Annotated in this window: 14 protein-coding genes; 2 read left to right on the top strand and 12 right to left on the bottom strand. The window is 72.2% G+C overall.

Going from position 1 to position 16,384, the window contains the following annotated elements:
• Positions 1–12: 12 nt before the first annotated feature.
• From OG285_RS02165 to OG285_RS02145, 5 genes are all read right to left on the bottom strand, one after another.
• Positions 13–2,355, bottom strand: a complete 2,343-nt coding sequence (locus tag OG285_RS02165) for an excinuclease ABC subunit UvrA (protein ID WP_356831409.1) — start codon at positions 2,353–2,355, stop codon at positions 13–15.
• Positions 2,356–2,394: 39 nt separating this feature from the next.
• Complete coding sequence (gene lysA / locus OG285_RS02160; RefSeq protein ID WP_371789981.1) at positions 2,395–3,780, bottom strand: diaminopimelate decarboxylase; 1,386 nt, start codon at positions 3,778–3,780, stop codon at positions 2,395–2,397.
• A gap of 10 nt (positions 3,781–3,790) precedes the next feature.
• Positions 3,791–4,171 (bottom strand): SAV_915 family protein, encoded by a 381-nt coding sequence (locus tag OG285_RS02155; RefSeq protein ID WP_371789980.1) that lies wholly within the window; start codon positions 4,169–4,171, stop codon positions 3,791–3,793.
• 190 nt (positions 4,172–4,361) lie between these two features.
• A complete protein-coding gene (locus OG285_RS02150; RefSeq protein ID WP_371789979.1) occupies positions 4,362–6,332 on the bottom strand; it encodes an amino acid transporter in 1,971 nt (656 codons plus the stop codon).
• Positions 6,333–6,439: 107 nt separating this feature from the next.
• Positions 6,440–7,534 carry a 3-deoxy-7-phosphoheptulonate synthase gene (locus OG285_RS02145; protein WP_371789978.1) on the bottom strand — a complete coding sequence of 365 codons (1,095 nt, stop codon included), beginning with the start codon at positions 7,532–7,534 and terminating at the stop codon, positions 6,440–6,442.
• A gap of 290 nt (positions 7,535–7,824) precedes the next feature.
• Here OG285_RS02145 and OG285_RS02140 point away from each other — a divergent pair, with 290 nt between their 5' ends.
• A complete protein-coding gene (locus OG285_RS02140; protein ID WP_371793432.1) occupies positions 7,825–8,628 on the top strand; it encodes an ArsR/SmtB family transcription factor in 804 nt (267 codons plus the stop codon).
• Between the two features lie 27 nt (positions 8,629–8,655).
• Here OG285_RS02140 and OG285_RS02135 read toward each other — a convergent pair whose 3' ends face one another.
• Positions 8,656–9,657 (bottom strand): MsnO8 family LLM class oxidoreductase, encoded by a 1,002-nt coding sequence (locus OG285_RS02135; RefSeq protein WP_371789977.1) that lies wholly within the window; start codon positions 9,655–9,657, stop codon positions 8,656–8,658.
• 48 nt (positions 9,658–9,705) lie between these two features.
• Entirely contained in the window at positions 9,706–9,921 is a 216-nt protein-coding gene (locus tag OG285_RS02130; RefSeq protein WP_356831397.1) for a dodecin, read from the bottom strand.
• Between the two features lie 224 nt (positions 9,922–10,145).
• Between OG285_RS02130 and OG285_RS02125 the strand changes: the two genes are divergently transcribed.
• A complete protein-coding gene (locus OG285_RS02125; RefSeq protein WP_356831395.1) occupies positions 10,146–11,414 on the top strand; it encodes an extracellular solute-binding protein in 1,269 nt (422 codons plus the stop codon).
• On the opposite strand, the gene egtD is transcribed toward OG285_RS02125, so the two are convergent.
• The 5 genes from egtD to OG285_RS02100 form a co-directional block, all read right to left on the bottom strand.
• Positions 11,389–12,360 carry an L-histidine N(alpha)-methyltransferase gene (gene egtD, locus OG285_RS02120; protein WP_356831393.1) on the bottom strand — a complete coding sequence of 324 codons (972 nt, stop codon included), beginning with the start codon at positions 12,358–12,360 and terminating at the stop codon, positions 11,389–11,391. The two genes, OG285_RS02125 and egtD, sit on opposite strands and share 26 nt — an antisense overlap.
• Complete coding sequence (gene egtC, locus OG285_RS02115) at positions 12,357–13,130, bottom strand: ergothioneine biosynthesis protein EgtC (RefSeq protein WP_356831391.1); 774 nt, start codon at positions 13,128–13,130, stop codon at positions 12,357–12,359. Before egtC ends, egtD begins: the two co-directional genes overlap by 4 nt.
• Positions 13,130–14,431, bottom strand: a complete 1,302-nt coding sequence (egtB, locus tag OG285_RS02110; protein WP_371789976.1) for an ergothioneine biosynthesis protein EgtB — start codon at positions 14,429–14,431, stop codon at positions 13,130–13,132. Before egtB ends, egtC begins: the two co-directional genes overlap by 1 nt.
• The gene (gene egtA, locus OG285_RS02105; protein WP_356831387.1) at positions 14,428–15,681 is read right to left on the bottom strand and encodes an ergothioneine biosynthesis glutamate--cysteine ligase EgtA; all 1,254 of its coding nucleotides are present in this window, start codon (positions 15,679–15,681) and stop codon (positions 14,428–14,430) included. The genes egtB and egtA overlap by 4 nt, the downstream gene beginning before the upstream one ends.
• 213 nt (positions 15,682–15,894) lie before the next feature.
• Positions 15,895–16,347, bottom strand: a complete 453-nt coding sequence (locus OG285_RS02100) for a type II toxin-antitoxin system PemK/MazF family toxin (protein ID WP_356831385.1) — start codon at positions 16,345–16,347, stop codon at positions 15,895–15,897.
• Positions 16,348–16,384: the final 37 nt, after the last annotated feature.

Genomic DNA, 16,384 nt, shown 5'->3' with positions numbered 1-16,384 from the left:
GGGTGCGTCCGGTCACCCGCCACTCAGCGCCCGCATCAGATAGGGCGCGGTCCGGCTGCCGGGCGCGGCGGCCACCTCGGCCGGCGGGCCGGCGGCGACGATCCGGCCGCCGTCGCCGCCCCCGCCCGGCCCGAGGTCGATCACCCAGTCGGCCCCGGCCACCACCGCCATGTCGTGCTCGACCACCACCACTGTGTGGCCCGCGTCGACCAGGCCGTGCAACTGCCGCATCAGGACCTCGACATCGGCCGGATGCAGCCCGGTGGTCGGCTCGTCCAGGACGTACAGCGTGTGCGCCCCGCGTGCGCGCTGGAGCTCGCTCGCCAGCTTGATGCGCTGCGCCTCACCGCCCGACAGCTCGGTCGCGGGCTGCCCGAGCCGCAGGTACCCGAGGCCCACGTCGAGCAGGGTCCGCAGGCTGCGGGCGGCGGCCGGTGAACCGGCGAAGAACTCGGCGGCCGCCTCCACCGTCAGGTCGAGGACCTCGGCGATGCTGAGTCCCCGGTGCCTGATCTCCAGCGTCTCCGGGTTGTAGCGCGCGCCGTGGCAGTCCGGGCACGGCGTGTACGTACTGGGCAGAAACAGCAGCTCGACGGAGACGAACCCCTCGCCCTGGCAGGTCTCGCACCGCCCGCCCGGCACATTGAAGGAGAACCGGCCCGCCCGGTATCCGCGCGCCCGTGCCTCGTCGGTGGCGCTGAACAGTTTCCGTACGGTGTCGAAGAGACCGGTGTACGTGGCGAGGTTGGAACGGGGCGTACGGCCGATGGGCTTCTGATCGACCGTCACCAGACGCTTCACGCCGGGTAGTTCCTCGGTGATCTCGCCGACGAGAGTGGACTTTCCGGAGCCCGAGACGCCGGTGACGGCGGTGAGCACGCCGAGCGGAACCGTCGACCGCAGGGCGTCGAGATTGTGCCGGGTCACCGGGCCGATCTCCAGCAGCCCGGACGGCTCCCGCACCGCCCGCGCCGGCGCCGGGGACGCGTCGAAGAGATAACGCCGGGTCACCGACTCGGCCACGTCCGCGAGGAGTCCCGGCGGCCCGCTGTGCAGCACCCGGCCGCCGTGCTCACCGGCGTCCGGCCCCACATCGACCAGCCAGTCCGCACGGCGTACGACATCCAGCTGGTGCTCGACCACGAAGACCGAGTTTCCGGTGTCCCTGAGCCGGTCGAGAACCACCAGCAACGCCTCGGTGTCGGCGGGGTGCAGACCCGCCGACGGCTCGTCCAGCACGTACACGACGCCGAAGAGGCCCGACCGCAACTGCGTTGCCAGCCGCAGCCGTTGCAGTTCACCTGAGGAAAGGCTCGGGGTGCTGCGGTCCAGGCTCAGATAGCCCAGGCCCAGTTCGGTGACGACCGCGATGCGCGCCAGCAGATCGGCGGTCAGTACCGTCGCGGTCTCGCCGCCGTCCTCGCCGGCCAGCACCCCGGCCAGACCGGACAGCGGAAGCGCCGCGAGCTCCGCGATCGTACGGCCCGCGAAGGTGACCGCGAGCGACTCGGGGCGCAGCCGGTGGCCACCGCACACCGGGCACGGGTCGCTGGTCAGGAAGCGCTCGGCCCTGGCGCGCAGCGACTGGCTCCTGGAGTCCGCGAAGGTGTGCAGCACATACCGTTGTGCGCTCATGTACGTGCCCTGGTACGGGCGGTGGATCCGCCCCGCGTCCCGCACCGGGTGCACGGTCACCACCGGCTGCTCGTCGGTGAGGAGGATCCAGTCGCGGTCCTGCTGCTCCAGCTCGCGCCACGGCCGGTCGATGTCGTACCCGAGCGCGTCGAGCACGTCCCGGAGGTTCTTGCCCTGCCAGGCCCCGGGCCAGGCCGCGATGGCGCCTTCCCTGATGGAGAGCGACGGGTCGGGCACCAGCAGCGCCTCGCTGGTCCGGTGCACCCGTCCCAGGCCGTGGCACTCCGGACAGGCACCGGCCGCGGTGTTCGGTGAGAACGCGTCGGAATCGAGCCGCTCGGCTCCCGCCGGGTAGTCGCCCGCACGCGAGAAGAGCATCCGCAGTGAGTTCGAGAGCGTGGTGACCGTCCCGACAGAGGACCGGGACGTGGGGGCCGACCTGCGTTGTTCGAGCGAGACCGCGGGCGGCAGACCGCTGATCGAGCCGACCTTCGGCGCGCCGACCTGGTGGATGAGCCGCCGCGCGTACGGAGCGACCGACTCGAAGTAGCGCCGCTGGGCCTCCGCGTAGACCGTCCCGAAGGCCAGCGACGACTTGCCCGAACCCGAGACCCCCGTGAACACCACCAGGGAGTCACGGGGGATGTCCACGTCGACGCCGCGCAGATTGTGCTCGCGGGCGCCACGGACACGGACATACGGGTCATGAGGGCTTTGCATACCGGAATTCTAGGCGGCAGCCGTCCGGCAGTGCGGCTCTCACAGGCCGACATCCCGGCGCCGTACGTCGTCCAGCGACTCCCGGCGCACGAGCACCCTGGCGGCCCCGTCCCGCACCGCGACCACCGGGGGGCGGCCGATCAGGTTGTAGCCGGAGGCCATGGAGAGGTGGTAGGCCCCCGCTGCCGGTACGGCCAGCAGATCGCCCGGCCGTACGTCAGCGGGCAGCGGCACCCGGTCCGCCACGACGTCGCCCGCCTCGCAGTGCCGCCCCACGACGGTGGCCTCGGCCGGCCCGGTGGCGGAGCGGCGGCCCACGAGCCGGGGTGCGTACCCGGCCCCGTACAGCGCGGGCCTCGGGTTGTCGCTCATTCCGCCGTCCACCGCGACGAAGGTGCGCTCCCCGGTGCGCTTCACCGACAGCACCCGGTAGAGGGCCACCCCGGCGGGTCCGGTGACTGCCCGGCCCGGCTCCAGAGTGAGGCGCGGTACCGGCAGTCCGGCCCGTGCGCAGCCGTCGGCCAGCTCCGCGCGCACCCTCGCTGCCAGCGTGTCCGGGCCGAGGCTCTCCTCGCCCGGCCGGTAGGCGATGGCATGGCCGCCGCCGATGTCCAGCTGACGCAGGGTCACACCGTGCTGGTCCCGGATCCGGGCCATCAGCCCCACCATGCGCCGGACGGCGGCGGCATAGGGCTTGGCCGACGCGATCTGCGAGCCGATGTGGCAGTGCAGCCCGACGAGGTCCAGCGCCGGTTGGCCGAGGATCTTGGCGACGGCGTGCGCGGCGGACCCGTCGCTGAGGGAGAGACCGAACTTCTGGTCGTCCGTTCCGGTGCGGACCGCCGCGTGCCCGCCGGCCGAAACGCCGGGGACGACCCGCACCATGACCGCCCGGGGCGGGCCGGGCGGCACGGTCGCGGCGAGCCGGGCGATCTCGGACGCGCTGTCGACGACGATCCGTCCGACGCCGAGCCGGACCGCCGCACCGAGGTCCTTGGGGCTCTTGGCATTGCCGTGCATCACGATCCGTTCGGGCGGAAAGCCTGCGCCGACGGCCAGTTCGAGTTCGCCCGCGGAGCAGACGTCGAGCCCCAGGCCCTCCTGGTGGACCCAGCGGGCGACGGCCCGGCACAGGAACGCCTTGGCCGCGTAGATGACGTCGTCCTCGGGGAAGGCGGCCCGGTAGGCACGGCAGCGCTCCCGGACCTCGGCCTCGTCCAGCAGGTAGACGGGCGTGCCGAACTCCTCGGCGGCCTCGGTGAGGGAGACCCCGCCGACAGTGACGTCGCCGTCGGGCTGGGGGCGGGCGGAGGCCGGCCAGACGGACAGCGCGGCGGACTCGGCGGGATCCGCGGGAGCGGGCTCCACGGTCTCGGCCGCGGAGGCGGGAGCGGTGGCGGCGGATACAGCGACAGGAGCGGACATGTTTTTCCCCTCAGCCGATCAGCAGATCGAGACAGGTGGTGACGGCGCTCTCTCCGGTGCGGCCGGGAGCCCCGGCGCTCCGCTCGTCGCGGCCGGAGCGGGTCGCGGTGGGCGCCGAGAACTGCGGGTCGACGGTGAGCACGGCGATCCCCAGCGGCCCCACGAGCGCGCGCAGCGCCGGTTCGGAGAGCCTGATCCACGCCTGGTTCCGGCCGAGCGTGTCCCGCAGCCGCGCCTCCGAGGTGAAGCCGACCGCGGTGCGCACGCCGGGAGGGGTGCGGAAGACACGGGCCGTGCAGCCTGTGGGCCCCGGCCGGACGGGGACGTAGAGAGGTCCGGCCGGGGGTTGTTCGGGAGGTTCGGTGGCGGTGGCCCGGGCGCTCGTGGACATGGCGGCTCTCCTGGTGGAAGAAGGCGGTCGGCGCCCCGTCCGGGTCGGATCGCGGGCGCATCGATGACGCTATGCCCGCAGGGGGAGGTGGCCGCCGGGCCGCTGACGGACACTTGACGCGCGGCCGCCCGGTACTGACGCGATGCTGACGCGGGGCGCGGGGCGCGAGTGCGGTTCCGGCCGGTGCCGGTCAGCCCACGTGGACGCGGGGCCGCCGGGCCGGATCGGGTTCCGCCCGGCGCAGGACCTCACGGGTCACCGGGGCCACCTCGCCGTGGCCGAAGACCAGGAAGCGCAGGAGATGGCCGACCGGGCTCCCCTCGGTCCAGTTGAAGTAGGCGTGCGGCACCTGGCCGGTGCGGTCCCTGAGCTGGAGGAGCACCGCGGCGATGGTGTTGGGCACCCCGGGCCCGACGACGCGCAGGATCCGTACCCCGTACCGTTCACCGCCGGTCACCGGCATGCTCACCGTGAAGTCGGACGAGTCCTGCACGGTGACTTCGAGGAAGAGGACCGGGCTCCCCTCGGGGATGTGGGTCTCTTCGCGCTGGCTGCCCTCCTTCGCGTGGTACTCCGCCGCGTCGCGTTCGTGCGGCTCGTTGGCGATGACGCGCAGCGGCCCGAGCCGGGCGGCCGCGTCCACCAGCCGGGCCGCCGTGTCGTCGAAGGTGACGTCGGCCGCGCGCAGTTCGAAGGCGCGGTGCACCCGCGAGGCGAACGAGGTCAGCAGGATGGCGACGATGAACAGGGAAGCGATCTTGAGCCCGTCGGGACGCTCGATCACATTGGTGACCAGGGTGTACGCGAAGACCGCGGTGATCAGGCCGAACCCGGCCGCGGCCCGCCGGCGCCCCCGGTGCAGGACCGCGACCGTCGACGCGAAGGACGCGGAGAGCATCAGGACCAGCACCCCGGTGGCGTACGCGCCGCTCTGCTTGTCGACGTTCGCGTCGAACTGCCAGGTGACGAAGAAGGCGATCGCCACGAAGATGAGCACGAGCGGCCGGACGGCGCGCGCCCACTCCGGCGCCATCCCGTAGCGCGGCAGATAGCGCGGTACGAGGTTGAGCAGTCCGGCCAGGGCCGAGGCGCCGGCGAACCACAGAATCGCGATCGTGGAGACGTCGTACACCGTCCCGAAGGCCTCGCCGAGGTGCTCGTGCGCCAGATAGGCGAGCGCCCGCCCGTTGGCCCGCCCTCCGGCCTTGAACTCGGCGGCGGGGATGAGGATGGTGGTGGCCAGGCTGGAGACCAGCAGGAAACCGCTCATGATCAGTGCGGCGGTGGTGAGCAGCCTGCGGGTGTCCCGGATCCGTCCGGCGGGCTTCGCGTACGTGTCCGTCGCGTCACCCCTGATCTGCGGCATGACGGCGACGCCGGTCTCGAAACCGGACATGCCGAGTGCCAGCTTGGGGAAGACGAGCAGCGCCACGCCGATCATCGCGAGCGGCGAGGAGTGCGCGGCCCTCGCGGCCTGCCACCAGTTGGACACGTCCACCGAGTGGGTGGCCACGTTCCACACCGAGTCGGCGAGGACGACCAGGTTGAGCCCCAGGTAGATCCCGACCAGGACGACCGCGATGCCGATGGCTTCCTTGAAGCCCTTGAGGAAGATCGCGCCGAGACCGGCTACCAGCGCCAGGGTGATCCAGAGATTGGCGCCCTGGAGCCAGTGCGGTGCGAACGGGTTCTCCACCACATGGGCGGAGGCGTCTGCGGCCGACAGAGTGATGGTGATCATGAAGTCGGTCGCCGCGAAGCCGAGCAGCACGAGGACGAAGAGTTTCCCCGCCCACCACGGCAGCAGCCGCTCCAGCATGGCGATCGAACCCTCGCCGTGCGGGCTCTCACGGGCCACCCGCCGGTACACGGGAAGCGCGCCGCCGAGAGTCAGGGCGAGCAGCACCAGGGTGGCGAGCGGCGAGAGCAGGCCGGCCGCAAGCGCGGCGATCCCCGGCTGGTAGCCGAGTGTGGAGAAGTAGTCCACACCGGTGAGGCACATCACCCGCCACCAGGCATGCCCCTTGTTCTCGGCGGGTGGTGTGCCGTGCGGTCCCGGGTGCCGCGCCGACTGCTCGGTCAGCCCTTCCAGCAGCCAGGCCCGCCCGCGTGCCGCGGGGCGCGCGGGCTCCGGCGGGGGCGCGGCCTGGCTGCCGGTCATGCGGGGATCCCCCTGTTGTCTGTTGTCTGCGGTCTGCGGTCTGCGGTCTGTGGTGACCGGCGGGCGGTCGCCCTCACGGCCGAGGGGCAGCGGTGTCCCTCACATCGTCACCCGGCCTGCTGCGACGAGCGACCGCGCCGGCGTACGACGGCTGCCGCCAGCTCGCCGATCAGGCGCTCGGTCTCGTCCCAGCCGACGCAGGCGTCGGTGACGCTCCGACCGTACGTCAGTGTGCTGAGCGGGCCCGGCTCCTGGCGTCCCTCCAGCAAGAAGCTCTCCACCATCAGCCCGGCGATGCCCTGCTCGCCCGCGGCCACCCGGCCGGCGATCTCGCGGACGACCTCCGCCTGGCGCACCGGGTCCTTGCCGCTGTTGGCGTGGCTCGCGTCGACGACCAGACGGCCCGGCATCCCCGCCTTGTCCAGCAGCGCGAGCGCGTCGCTGACGTCCTGGGGGCCGTAATTGGGCCCGCCGCGGCCGCCGCGCAGGATGACATGGCAGTCGGGATTGCCGGACGTCGAGACGACCGAGCCGTGGCCTTCACCGTCGATTCCGAAGAAGACATGGCTGCCCGCGGCCGCCCGGCAGCCGTCGACCGCCGCCTGCACGTCCCCGTCCGTCGCGTTCTTGAATCCCACCGGCATCGACACCCCGGACGCGAGCTGGCGGTGCACCTGGCTCTCCGGCGTCCGCGCGCCGATCGCGCCCCAGGTCACGGCGTCCGCGATGTACTGCGGGCCGGTCGGCTCCAGGAATTCGCAGCCGACCGGGAGCCCGGTGCCGAGCACGTCGAGCAGCACCTGACGGGCGGTGCGCAGTCCCCGCTCGACGTCGTGGGTGCCGTCCAGGTCGGGGTCGTTGATGAGCCCCTTCCAGCCGAGCGTCGTCCTCGGCTTCTCGAAGTAGACGCGCATGACGACGCAGAGCTCACCGCTCAGTGGTGCGACGGCCGCCGCGAGCCGCTGGGCGTACTCCAGCGCCGCCGCCGGGTCGTGGACGGAGCAGGGGCCGACGACGAGGAGGAGCCGGTCGTCCTCCCCGGCGAGCACGGCCCGCACCGCCTCCCTGCTGTCGCGGACCAGTGCCACACGCTCGGCGTCCAGGGGGAGTTCGTTCCGCAGGGCGGACGGTGCGACGAGGCGCTGGAAGCCGGTGACCCGCAGGTCGCCGGTGTCGGGCGCGTCGGTGGTGGGGGTGTTCATGGGGGTTCCCGTTCTGCTGCGGCGGGAGGCCCTGTGCGTGCGGTGCACGCCCGCCCGGTACCAGCCCGCCTGTACGACGAAAGGCAGAGACGACGCGTCTCTGCCTTGCTGGCTCCGGGTGATCGGTCGGTCAGCGCACGTGACCTCCGGCTCCACCCGGAGCCGGCTCATAGCGCTGATACCAACGGATCACTGACATGCGGAAACCGTAGCAGAGCCCGAGCAGCGCCCGGGCGGGCAGCTTCCGCTTGATAGGCAACCGATTGGTTGCCTATGCTGTCGGGGTGAGCATGGATGAGGCGTTCCGGGCCCTGGCCGATCCGAACCGGAGGCGGCTGCTGGACCGGCTCAACACCCGGAACGGGCAGAGCCTGCGGGAGCTGAGCGAGGGCCTGGAGATGAGCCGGCAGGCGGTGAGCAAACACCTCGCAGTGCTGGCCGGGGCTCATCTGGTGACGGCCGTCAGACACGGCAGGCAGAAGCTGCACTACCTCAACCCCGTGCCCATCCAGGAGATGGCCGACCGCTGGATCGGCCGGTACGAACGCGGGCGGCTGACGGCGCTCTCGGAGCTCAAGCGGACCTTGGAAGGACCAGTCATGGACAAGCCGGAATTCGTCTACGTCACGTACATCCAGACCACTCCCGAAAAGCTCTACCAGGCCCTGACCGACTGGGAGTTCGTCAAGCGGTACATGGGCGGCTGGGGGCCCCGTTCGGACTGGGGGCCCGGTTCGGTGGTCGAGTGGAAGATGGGGGCCGACGGGGATTTCGAGGACCTCGGCCAGCGGGTCCTGGAGGCCGAACCGGGCAGGCGGCTCTCGTACACCTGGCACACACTCCAGTCCATGCACCGGGAGCTGTTCGACGAGGTGTCGGACGAGGAGTCCGAGGCGGCACGGCAGGAGCGCTCGAAGGTCACCTTCGACATCGAGCCCGCCGAGGTGCCGTCCGCGGGGGTGAGGCTGACCATCACGCACGACGGCTTCGACAGCCCCGACAGCAAGATGCTGGAGGGCGTCAGCGACGGCTGGGTCATGATGCTCTCGGCGCTGAAGACCCTGCTGGAGGGCGGCCGGACGGTCGCCGAATAGCGGCTCGGGCAGGCGCGGGCAGCCTGCTCAGCCGGTGATCCGCGCCAGTCGCCGGTAGGAGTCGAGCAGCGCCGTGCGGTCGTACGTACTGGTCGTGACCAGGAACTCGTCGGCGCCGCTGCGGCTCAGCACCTTCTCCAGGCCGTCCGCCACCTCGTCCTCGGTGCCGTGCAGCTGACCGCGCTGCGCCTCCTCGAAGAGGGAACGCTCCCGTTCGGTCATCCGCAGACCGGTGATCCGCTCGGCGGGGGCGAGCGGAGGGAAGGTGCCGTGGGTGCGCGAGTAGGCCGTGGACCAGGCCTCGGGCAGCAGGATCCGGCGGGCCTCCTCGGAGGTGGGGGCCACGGCCACGGTGCCCGAGAGCACGACGTACGGTCGCTCACCCCAGGCCGACGGCCGGAACGACTCGCGGTAGCCGTCCACGGCCCGCAGCATCTCGTCCTCCCCGCGCACCGCGGCGATCACCAGCGGCAGTCCGGCCGCGGCCGCCACCCGTGCTCCCGCGCCGGTCGCAAGAAGGAACGCGGGCACCCGCAGCCCCTCCGCCGGGCGGGCGTGGACCTGGGGGTGCGCGGTCTGGTCGCCGGAGAAGTAGCCCAGCAGCTCCGTCACCTGGGCGGCGAAGTCCTCGGCGTCCTGTCTGCCGTGCCCCAGCGCCCGGCGGATTCCGTCGGTGAACCCCACCGACCGGCCGAGCCCCATGTCGATCCGGCCGGGGAAGAGCGCTTCGAGCACCCCGAACTGCTCGGCGACGACGAGCGGCCGGTGGTTGGGCAGCATCACCCCGCCGGTACCCACCCGGATCGTCGAGGTGGCGGCCGCGACGGCCGCGGCGAGAACGGTGGGTGCGGAGCCCGCGACCCCCGGCACGCTGTGATGCTCCGAGACCCAGAACCGGTGGTAGCCGAGGGCCTCGGCCTGCTGCGCGAAGCGCACGGTGTCACGCAGGGCCTCCGGACCGTCGCGCCCCTCGCGGGTACGGGAGCGGTCCAGTACGGAGAACGGGGTCGAGGAGATCGCAGAGCTCACGAAAGGTTCAACGTCCGGGCCCGCCGTGCATTCCCCGGGGCCTCGGGGTCACCCGCCGTCCTCCAGCCGGAAGCCGACCTTCAGGCCGACCTGGTAGTGCTCGACCTGTCCGTCCACGATCTGCCCGCGCACCTGGGTGACCTCGAACCAGTCGAGGCCCCTGAGTGTGCCGGCCGCGCGCGCCAGGCCGTTGCGGATGGCCTGGTCCACGCCCTCGTGGGAGGTGCCGACGATCTCCGTCACCCGGTAGGTGTGGTCCGTCATGACCCGCTCCTTTCGTCGCCTCCCTCCACGGTGCCGTACGGAGCCGTACTCCGCGCGGTGCCGGCCGGTCACGGGACCCCGGGCGCGCAGGGCAGGTGCGGGCGCCGGGGGTCTTGACCCCGAGGATTGGTCTGTACCAAACTCCAGCCAACCCGTTCAAGCCGTCTGTGCTTCCCCCACGTCGGGTCATGAACTGCCGTGTCCGTACGACAGAGGTGACCTCCGTGAAGAACCGTCCCGGCCTGAGCTGCGCCGCCCTGCTCGCCGCCACCGCGCTCGCCGCCACCGCGCTCACCGGCTGCGGGTATCTTCCCGGCACGGGCGACAGCACCACCACGGTCACGGTGTGGCTGATGAAGGGCAGCGCGTCCGACGGATTCGTCCAGCGCTTCACCCGGGAGTACGAGAGCGAGCACAAGAACACCAAGCTGGATGTCCGGATCCAGGAGTGGGGCGGCATCGGTGCCAAGGTCACGGCGGCCCTCCGGACCGGCGACGGCCCCGACCTGATCGAGGTCGGCAACACCCAGGTCGCGATGTACGCGGAGAGCGGCGGGCTGCGTGACCTCACCCTCGAATCGGTCCGCGACCTCGGCTCCAAGGACTGGCTGCCCGGTCTCGCGGATCCCGGAAGCATCAACGGCGCCCAGTACGGAATCCCCTGGTACGCGGCCAACCGGGTCGTCATCTACAACAAGGACCTGTTCAGGGGGGCGGGGATCACCAAGGTGCCGAGGACCCGGGCGCAGTGGATCAAGGACACCGAAGAGCTGAACGGGAACGGCCGGCAAGGGATCTATCTCGCCGGGCAGGACTGGTACACCCTCTCCGGCTTCATCTGGGACGAGGGTGGTGAGCTGGCCGATGAGGCCGGCGGTAATTTCACCGGCGCCCTCGACAGCCCGGCCGCGATCAGAGGCATGGACTTCTACAAGGAGCTCCAGAGCCTCGGCAAGGGGCCCAGGAACGCGGACGAGGCCCATCCGCAGCAGGCCGACGTGTTCGCGGACGGCGACGTCGCGCAGATCATCGCGGTGCCCGGCACGGCGCAGACCATCCTGAAGAACAATCCGCAGCTCAAGGGCAAGCTCGGCTTCTTCCCGATTCCCGGGCGGACGGCGGGCAAGCCGTCGGCGGTCTTCACCGGCGGCTCCGACCTGATCATTCCCGACAAGGCCCGCCACGGTGACGCGGCGGTCGGGGTCGTGGAAGCACTGGCCGGACGCAGGTGGCAGACCGAGCTGGCCCGGGCCATGAGCTACGTCCCCAACAAGACGACGCTCGCGGGCGTCGTCAAGGGCGAGGAGGGGACGGCCGCGATGGCCGCGGGCGCGGCGCGCGGCCGGGCCACCCCGAACTCGCCGCGGTGGGCGGCGGTCGAGGCGGACAACCCGATCAAGCCCTACATGACGGACGTACTCACCGGCCAGGACGCCGAAACGGCCGCGAAGAAGGCGTCGAAGCTCCTCACGGACGAGCTGGTGGACCGCTGAGCGACAGGGCGAACCGCCCACCGGAATCCGTCCACCAGTGCTGCAACGACAGTCCCGCCGCGCCCAGTTCGGTCCGCACACGCTCCTCACGGAACTTGGCGGACACCTCCGTCCGCATCTCCTCGCCCGCCGCGAACGGCACCGCCAGATCCAGCTCCGGGATCTTCACGGTGAACGCCGTGCGGGCCCGCAGCCGCATCTCGATCCACTCGTTCTCGCGGTCCCAGACCGCGACATGGTCGAAGGCGGCCGGATCGAAGTCCGCCCCCAGCTCCCGGTCGATGACGCTCAGCACGTTCTTGTTGAACGCCGCGGTGACACCGGCCGCGTCGTCGTACGCGGGGACCAGCACGCTCTCGTCCTTCACCAGGTCCGTGCCCAGCAGCAGATGGTCGCCCGGCTCCAGCAGACCCCGGACGGACCGCAGGAACGCCGCCCGTTCGGGCGGCAGCAGATTCCCGATGGTGCCGCCCAGGAAGACGACGAGCCGGGGGCCCGGAGCGGGCGGCAGTGCCGGCTCGCGGGTGAAGTCGGCGATCAGCGCGTGCACGGAGAGGCCCGGCCGCTCGGCGAGCAGCGCGTCCGCCGCCGCGGTGAGCGCGCTCCCGCTCACGTCCACCGGGATGTACATCTCCAGCGCGGGCAGCGCGTCGAGCAGGTGCCGGGTCTTCTCCGACGACCCCGAACCCAGCTCGATCAGCGTGCGCGCGCCGGTGGCGTCCGCGATGTCGCCCGCGCGGGCGAGCAGGATCTCCCGCTCCGCCCGGGTCGGGTAGTACTCGGGCAGCGCGGTGATCTCCTCGAAGAGCTCGCTGCCCCGCGCGTCGTAGAACCACTTGGGCGGCAGCGTCTTGGGTGAGCTGGTCAGGCCCTGGAGCACGTCCGCGCGCAGTGCGGCGTCCGTCGCGTCCTCGGGCAGGGTGCGGGTCAGCTGGAACGGGCTCACGCCGTGGGCTCCTTGAGTGAAGTCAGCTGGACATCGGTGCGGGTCGCCACGAGCAGGGTGCGGTCGGGGACTTCCCGCCAGCCCGGACCGTCGTCGTACGGCTCCGATGCGACGACCGTGCGGCCGCCCGCCGCGGCGGGCGTACCGGGCTCGGTGAGATACCAGAGAGTGTCGCCCCAGGCCGTGGCGGCGACGGTGGCGCCGTCGGTCAGCAGCAGGTTGAGCCGCGAGCCGGGCGCTGCCGCGGCGAAATCGGTGACCGTGTCGGCCAGAGCCTGGCCGAGCGGATCGCCCTCCCGCAGCCGGTGCAGCAGGAGCGCCCAGACCAACCCGGAGTCACAGCGCGCCGCCAGCCCGAGCAGCTCGGCCGCCGGGAGCGTGGCGGCGAGGGGCGCCGCGCTCGCGGGCCAGCCGGTGAGCGCGCCGTTGTGGCTGAACAGCCAGGGCCCAGCGGCGAACGGGGCCGCCGCGGCCTCGCCGTCGGCCCCCGCCTCGGTGGCGTCGCGGACCGCTGCCAGCGCTGCCCCGCTGCGTACGACCCGGGCGAGATCGGCGAAGGAGAGGTCGGCCCAGATCGGTCCGGCGCGCCGGTAGCGCGCGGGCACCGGGTCGTCATCGGCGTACCAGCCGACTCCGAACCCGTCGGCGTTGACCGTGCCGTGGCGCTGTCTGCGCGGCTCCCAGGACTGGCGGACCAGTGCGTGGCGGGGCCGCACGAGCACGTCGCCGAGCGGTTCCGGCGGTCCCAGGTAAGCGATATGACGGCACATCAGGCATCCCTCGCGGTCCGGAACCCGGAGAAGATCTGACGGCGCACCGGCAGGTCCCAGTTGCGGAAGGTCGCCCGGCAGGCCACCTCGCCGACGGAGAACGCGCCGCCGCGCAGCACCTTGTGGTCCGGGCCGAAGAACACTTCCGAGTACTCGCGGTAGGGGAAGGCGACGAAGCCCGGATAGGGCAGGAAGTCGCTGGACGTCCACTCCCACACATCGCCGATCAACTGCCGTACACCGAGCGGCGATTCACCGTCCGGGTAGCTGCCCGCCGCGGCAGGACCGAGATGCCGCTGCCCCAGGTTCGCCCGCTCGGGGGTGGGGTCCTGGTCGCCCCAGGGGTAGCGGTGCGATCGGCCGGTCGCCGGATCGTGGCGTGCGGCCTTCTCCCACTCGGCCTCCGAGGGCAGCCGCCGGCCCGCCCAGCGGGCATAGGCGTCCGCCTCGTACCAGCTCACATGCAGCACCGGCTCGTCCGGCGCCACGGGCTCCACGGCGCCGAAGCGGCGGCGCAGCCACTGACCGCCCTCCCGGTGCCAGAACAGCGGCGCAGCCAGCTCGTGTCCGCGGACCAGGTCCCACCCCTGCTCCGTCCACCAGCGCTCGTCGCGGTACCCGCCGTCCTCGATGAACCGCAGGAACGCGCCGTTGGTCACCGGGGTGGTGTCGATGTGGAAGGCCGGTACGAGCCGCTGGTGCGCGGGCCGTTCGTTGTCCAGCGCCCACGGCTCGTCCGATGTGCCCATGGTGAACGGGCCCCCGGGCACGAGGATCTCGTCCGCCAGGCCGGCGCTGTCGGCGCGGGGCGGCGCCGGGGCGGTCAGCGCGGCGGGTCCGGTGCGCAGCTGGTGGGTGATGAGCATCGTCTCGTCGTGCTGCTGCTCGTGCTGGGCGATCATGCCGAAGGCGAAACCGGCGTCGACCAGCGGCCGTCCGTGCAGCGGGGCGCTCTCCAGTACGTCGACGACCCGGCCCCGTACCTCGGAGGCGTAGCGCCGCGCCTCGGTGGGCTGGAGCAGCGGCAGTGAGGGGCGGGTGGCTCTCGGGTGCTCGAAGGCGTCGTAGACCGAGTCGATCTCCGGGCGCATCGCCTCGCGGCCGGCGACGGCCCGCAGGAGCCACTGCTCCTCCTGGTTGGAGATGTGTGCCAGATCCCAGACGAGCGGGGACATCAACGGCGAGTGCTGCGCCGTGAGTTCACTGTCCTCGACGCAGTCCGTCAGGGCGCTGGTGCGGCTGCGGGCCGTGGTGAGCGCGTCGAGCGCGCTGCGGCGCACGGCGGCGGGGTCGGCGGTCATGGGCGGTGATCCTTCCCGTGGTCGGGATCCAGCAGATCATCGGCGGGGCACCTGCCCCGGGCGACATAGCGGTCGGTGAAGGCGGCGACCGCGTCCTGCACGGCGGTGGAGGCTCCGAGCCGGGGGAGTGCCTCCTGCGCGGCGGCGAAGCAGAGCGCGGCGACAGTGCGCAGCTCGGGGTCGGCGAGGCCGGACCTGGCCGCCGCCTCCCAGAGCGGGTTGCGCGGCGCGCGCGCCCTGCCCGCGGTCTCGGCGAGGGGTTTGACGGCGCGGTACACGGTCTCGGCGGCGGCCGGGTCGTCGAAGAGGGCGGTGGTCACCGCGAGCGGCACCGTCCAGCCGTCGTCGCCGGACTGTGCGTCGATCATGCGCAGTTCGAGATGGCCGCGCGGCCGCACCGGAGGAAACAGCGTGGTCAGGTGGTAGTCCAGATCCTCGCGGGTCGGTGGCCTGGGGCGGCCGGTACGCAGCCACTCCCGGAAGGAGAGGCCGTCCGGCACCGGCCAGGGCCCCGCGTCGGCCCGGATGCACATCACCGGAGCGTCCAGGACATGCGCGGCCCACGCCTCGCGGGGCTCCGGGCCGTCGTCCGGTGCGAGCGACCGCACCGGGTCGAGGTCGGCCCACTGGGACTGCCGGGTGGAGAGCCAGCCGGTGGTACGGCGCTGGCGGAGCGGCGAGTTGGCGAACGCGGCCACCAGTACCGCGCCCAGCAGATGCGCCAGCTTCCAGCGCCTGCCGTAGCCCAGCGGCCCCGGCTCGGCGTGCCCCGCGTCCAGGCAGACCTGGATGGAGGCAGAACCGCACATCATCGACCGGCCGGCGGTCCCGTGCCGGTCCAGATACTTCTCCATCGCGTCGTACCGCGGTTCGCGCAGCAGCCTGCGCGGCGGATGCCAGGGGTCCTGGCCGAGACCGGTGAGTACAAGACCCTCACCGCGCAGTGCTCCACGCACCGCGGCCAGGTCGGCGGAGACCGAGTCGACACACTCGGTCAGCGATGTGGCGGGCTGCGAGCTGAGCTCCAGCTGCCCGCCGGGCTCGAAGGTGAGCGCCGAGACGAGCGGCAGGGCGCGCACCACCGTCTGCGCCCGCCCGATCCGGTCCTCGGACACCGGCGATTCGGGGCGGTGCAGGTCGTGGACGAGCCATTCGAGCTCGACCCCGACGGTACGGGGCGGTCCTGTCTTGAAGCAGATACATCGGAGCAGGTGCTCCGCATCCACCTCGGTCAGCAGCGGCATGGTCATGATCGGCTCCTCGTGGCGAAGATACCTTCCGCCGTTGTCCGGTGCCTTACGGAAAATGCTCCGTTCCACCTAAGCCACTGCGGACGGTCCGCACAAGAGCGCCCCGGGCGGCCGGAAACACCGTTCTCCGGGAGTTCCCGCGACCTTCACGGACGGCCCCGATCCACCGGGTGACGCTCGTCCACCCGGGCGCCCCTGTCACGACCCGTGCGGTCAGCTCCAGCCGTAACGCTCCCTGAGCCGCCCCACGACGGCGTCGAACCGCGGCCGGTCGAGCGCGCAGGCCTCGCGCCGCATCCCGTCCTCGTGCACCCGCAGCACCCGGTCCAGATCGACCCAGGACTCGCGCCCCTCGCGGTCCCACGGCCCGGCGCCGATCGCCAGCCACTCCCGGTCCCGGTCGTGCGGCTTGCTGGAGAGGCGTACGGCGAGCAGGGTCCCGGTCTCCTCCCTGGCCACCACCAGGACCGGGCGGTCCTTGCCGCGGCCGTCGTCCTCCTCGTACGGCACCCAGGTCCAGACGATCTCGCCGGGGTCGGGTTCGCCGTCGTGGGCGGGGGCGTACGAGGTCCTGACGGGGCCGATGTCACGCGGTTCGGCGTCGGTCGTCGCGGTCGGGCCCGTGCTGCCGGGCAGGTCGGTGTGATCACCCTGATACGTCGTCATCCGGGTCACGTTAGGACCTGGACGGACCATCCCGCAG

This window comes from Streptomyces sp. NBC_01471 (genome assembly GCF_041438865.1).
GTDB lineage: Bacteria > Actinomycetota > Actinomycetes > Streptomycetales > Streptomycetaceae > Streptomyces.
This window is presented reverse-complemented; position numbering and strand designations above follow the sequence as displayed.

Bases quoted from the DNA above. Each gene is read 5' to 3' on its own strand.
- OG285_RS02145 (WP_371789978.1), bottom strand. From the start codon at position 7,534: ATGAACACCCCCACCACCGACGCGCCCGACACCGGCGACCTGCGGGTC.
- OG285_RS02100 (WP_356831385.1), bottom strand. From the start codon at position 16,347: ATGACGACGTATCAGGGTGATCACACCGACCTGCCCGGCAGCACGGGC.
- OG285_RS02130 (WP_356831397.1), bottom strand. From the start codon at position 9,921: ATGACGGACCACACCTACCGGGTGACGGAGATCGTCGGCACCTCCCAC.
- egtB (WP_371789976.1), bottom strand. From the start codon at position 14,431: ATGACCGCCGACCCCGCCGCCGTGCGCCGCAGCGCGCTCGACGCGCTC.
- OG285_RS02150 (WP_371789979.1), bottom strand. From the start codon at position 6,332: ATGACCGGCAGCCAGGCCGCGCCCCCGCCGGAGCCCGCGCGCCCCGCG.
- OG285_RS02155 (WP_371789980.1), bottom strand. From the start codon at position 4,171: ATGTCCACGAGCGCCCGGGCCACCGCCACCGAACCTCCCGAACAACCC.
- OG285_RS02140 (WP_371793432.1), top strand. From the start codon at position 7,825: ATGGATGAGGCGTTCCGGGCCCTGGCCGATCCGAACCGGAGGCGGCTG.
- OG285_RS02165 (WP_356831409.1), bottom strand. From the start codon at position 2,355: ATGCAAAGCCCTCATGACCCGTATGTCCGTGTCCGTGGCGCCCGCGAG.
- lysA (WP_371789981.1), bottom strand. From the start codon at position 3,780: ATGTCCGCTCCTGTCGCTGTATCCGCCGCCACCGCTCCCGCCTCCGCG.
- egtA (WP_356831387.1), bottom strand. From the start codon at position 15,681: ATGACCATGCCGCTGCTGACCGAGGTGGATGCGGAGCACCTGCTCCGA.
- egtC (WP_356831391.1), bottom strand. From the start codon at position 13,130: ATGTGCCGTCATATCGCTTACCTGGGACCGCCGGAACCGCTCGGCGAC.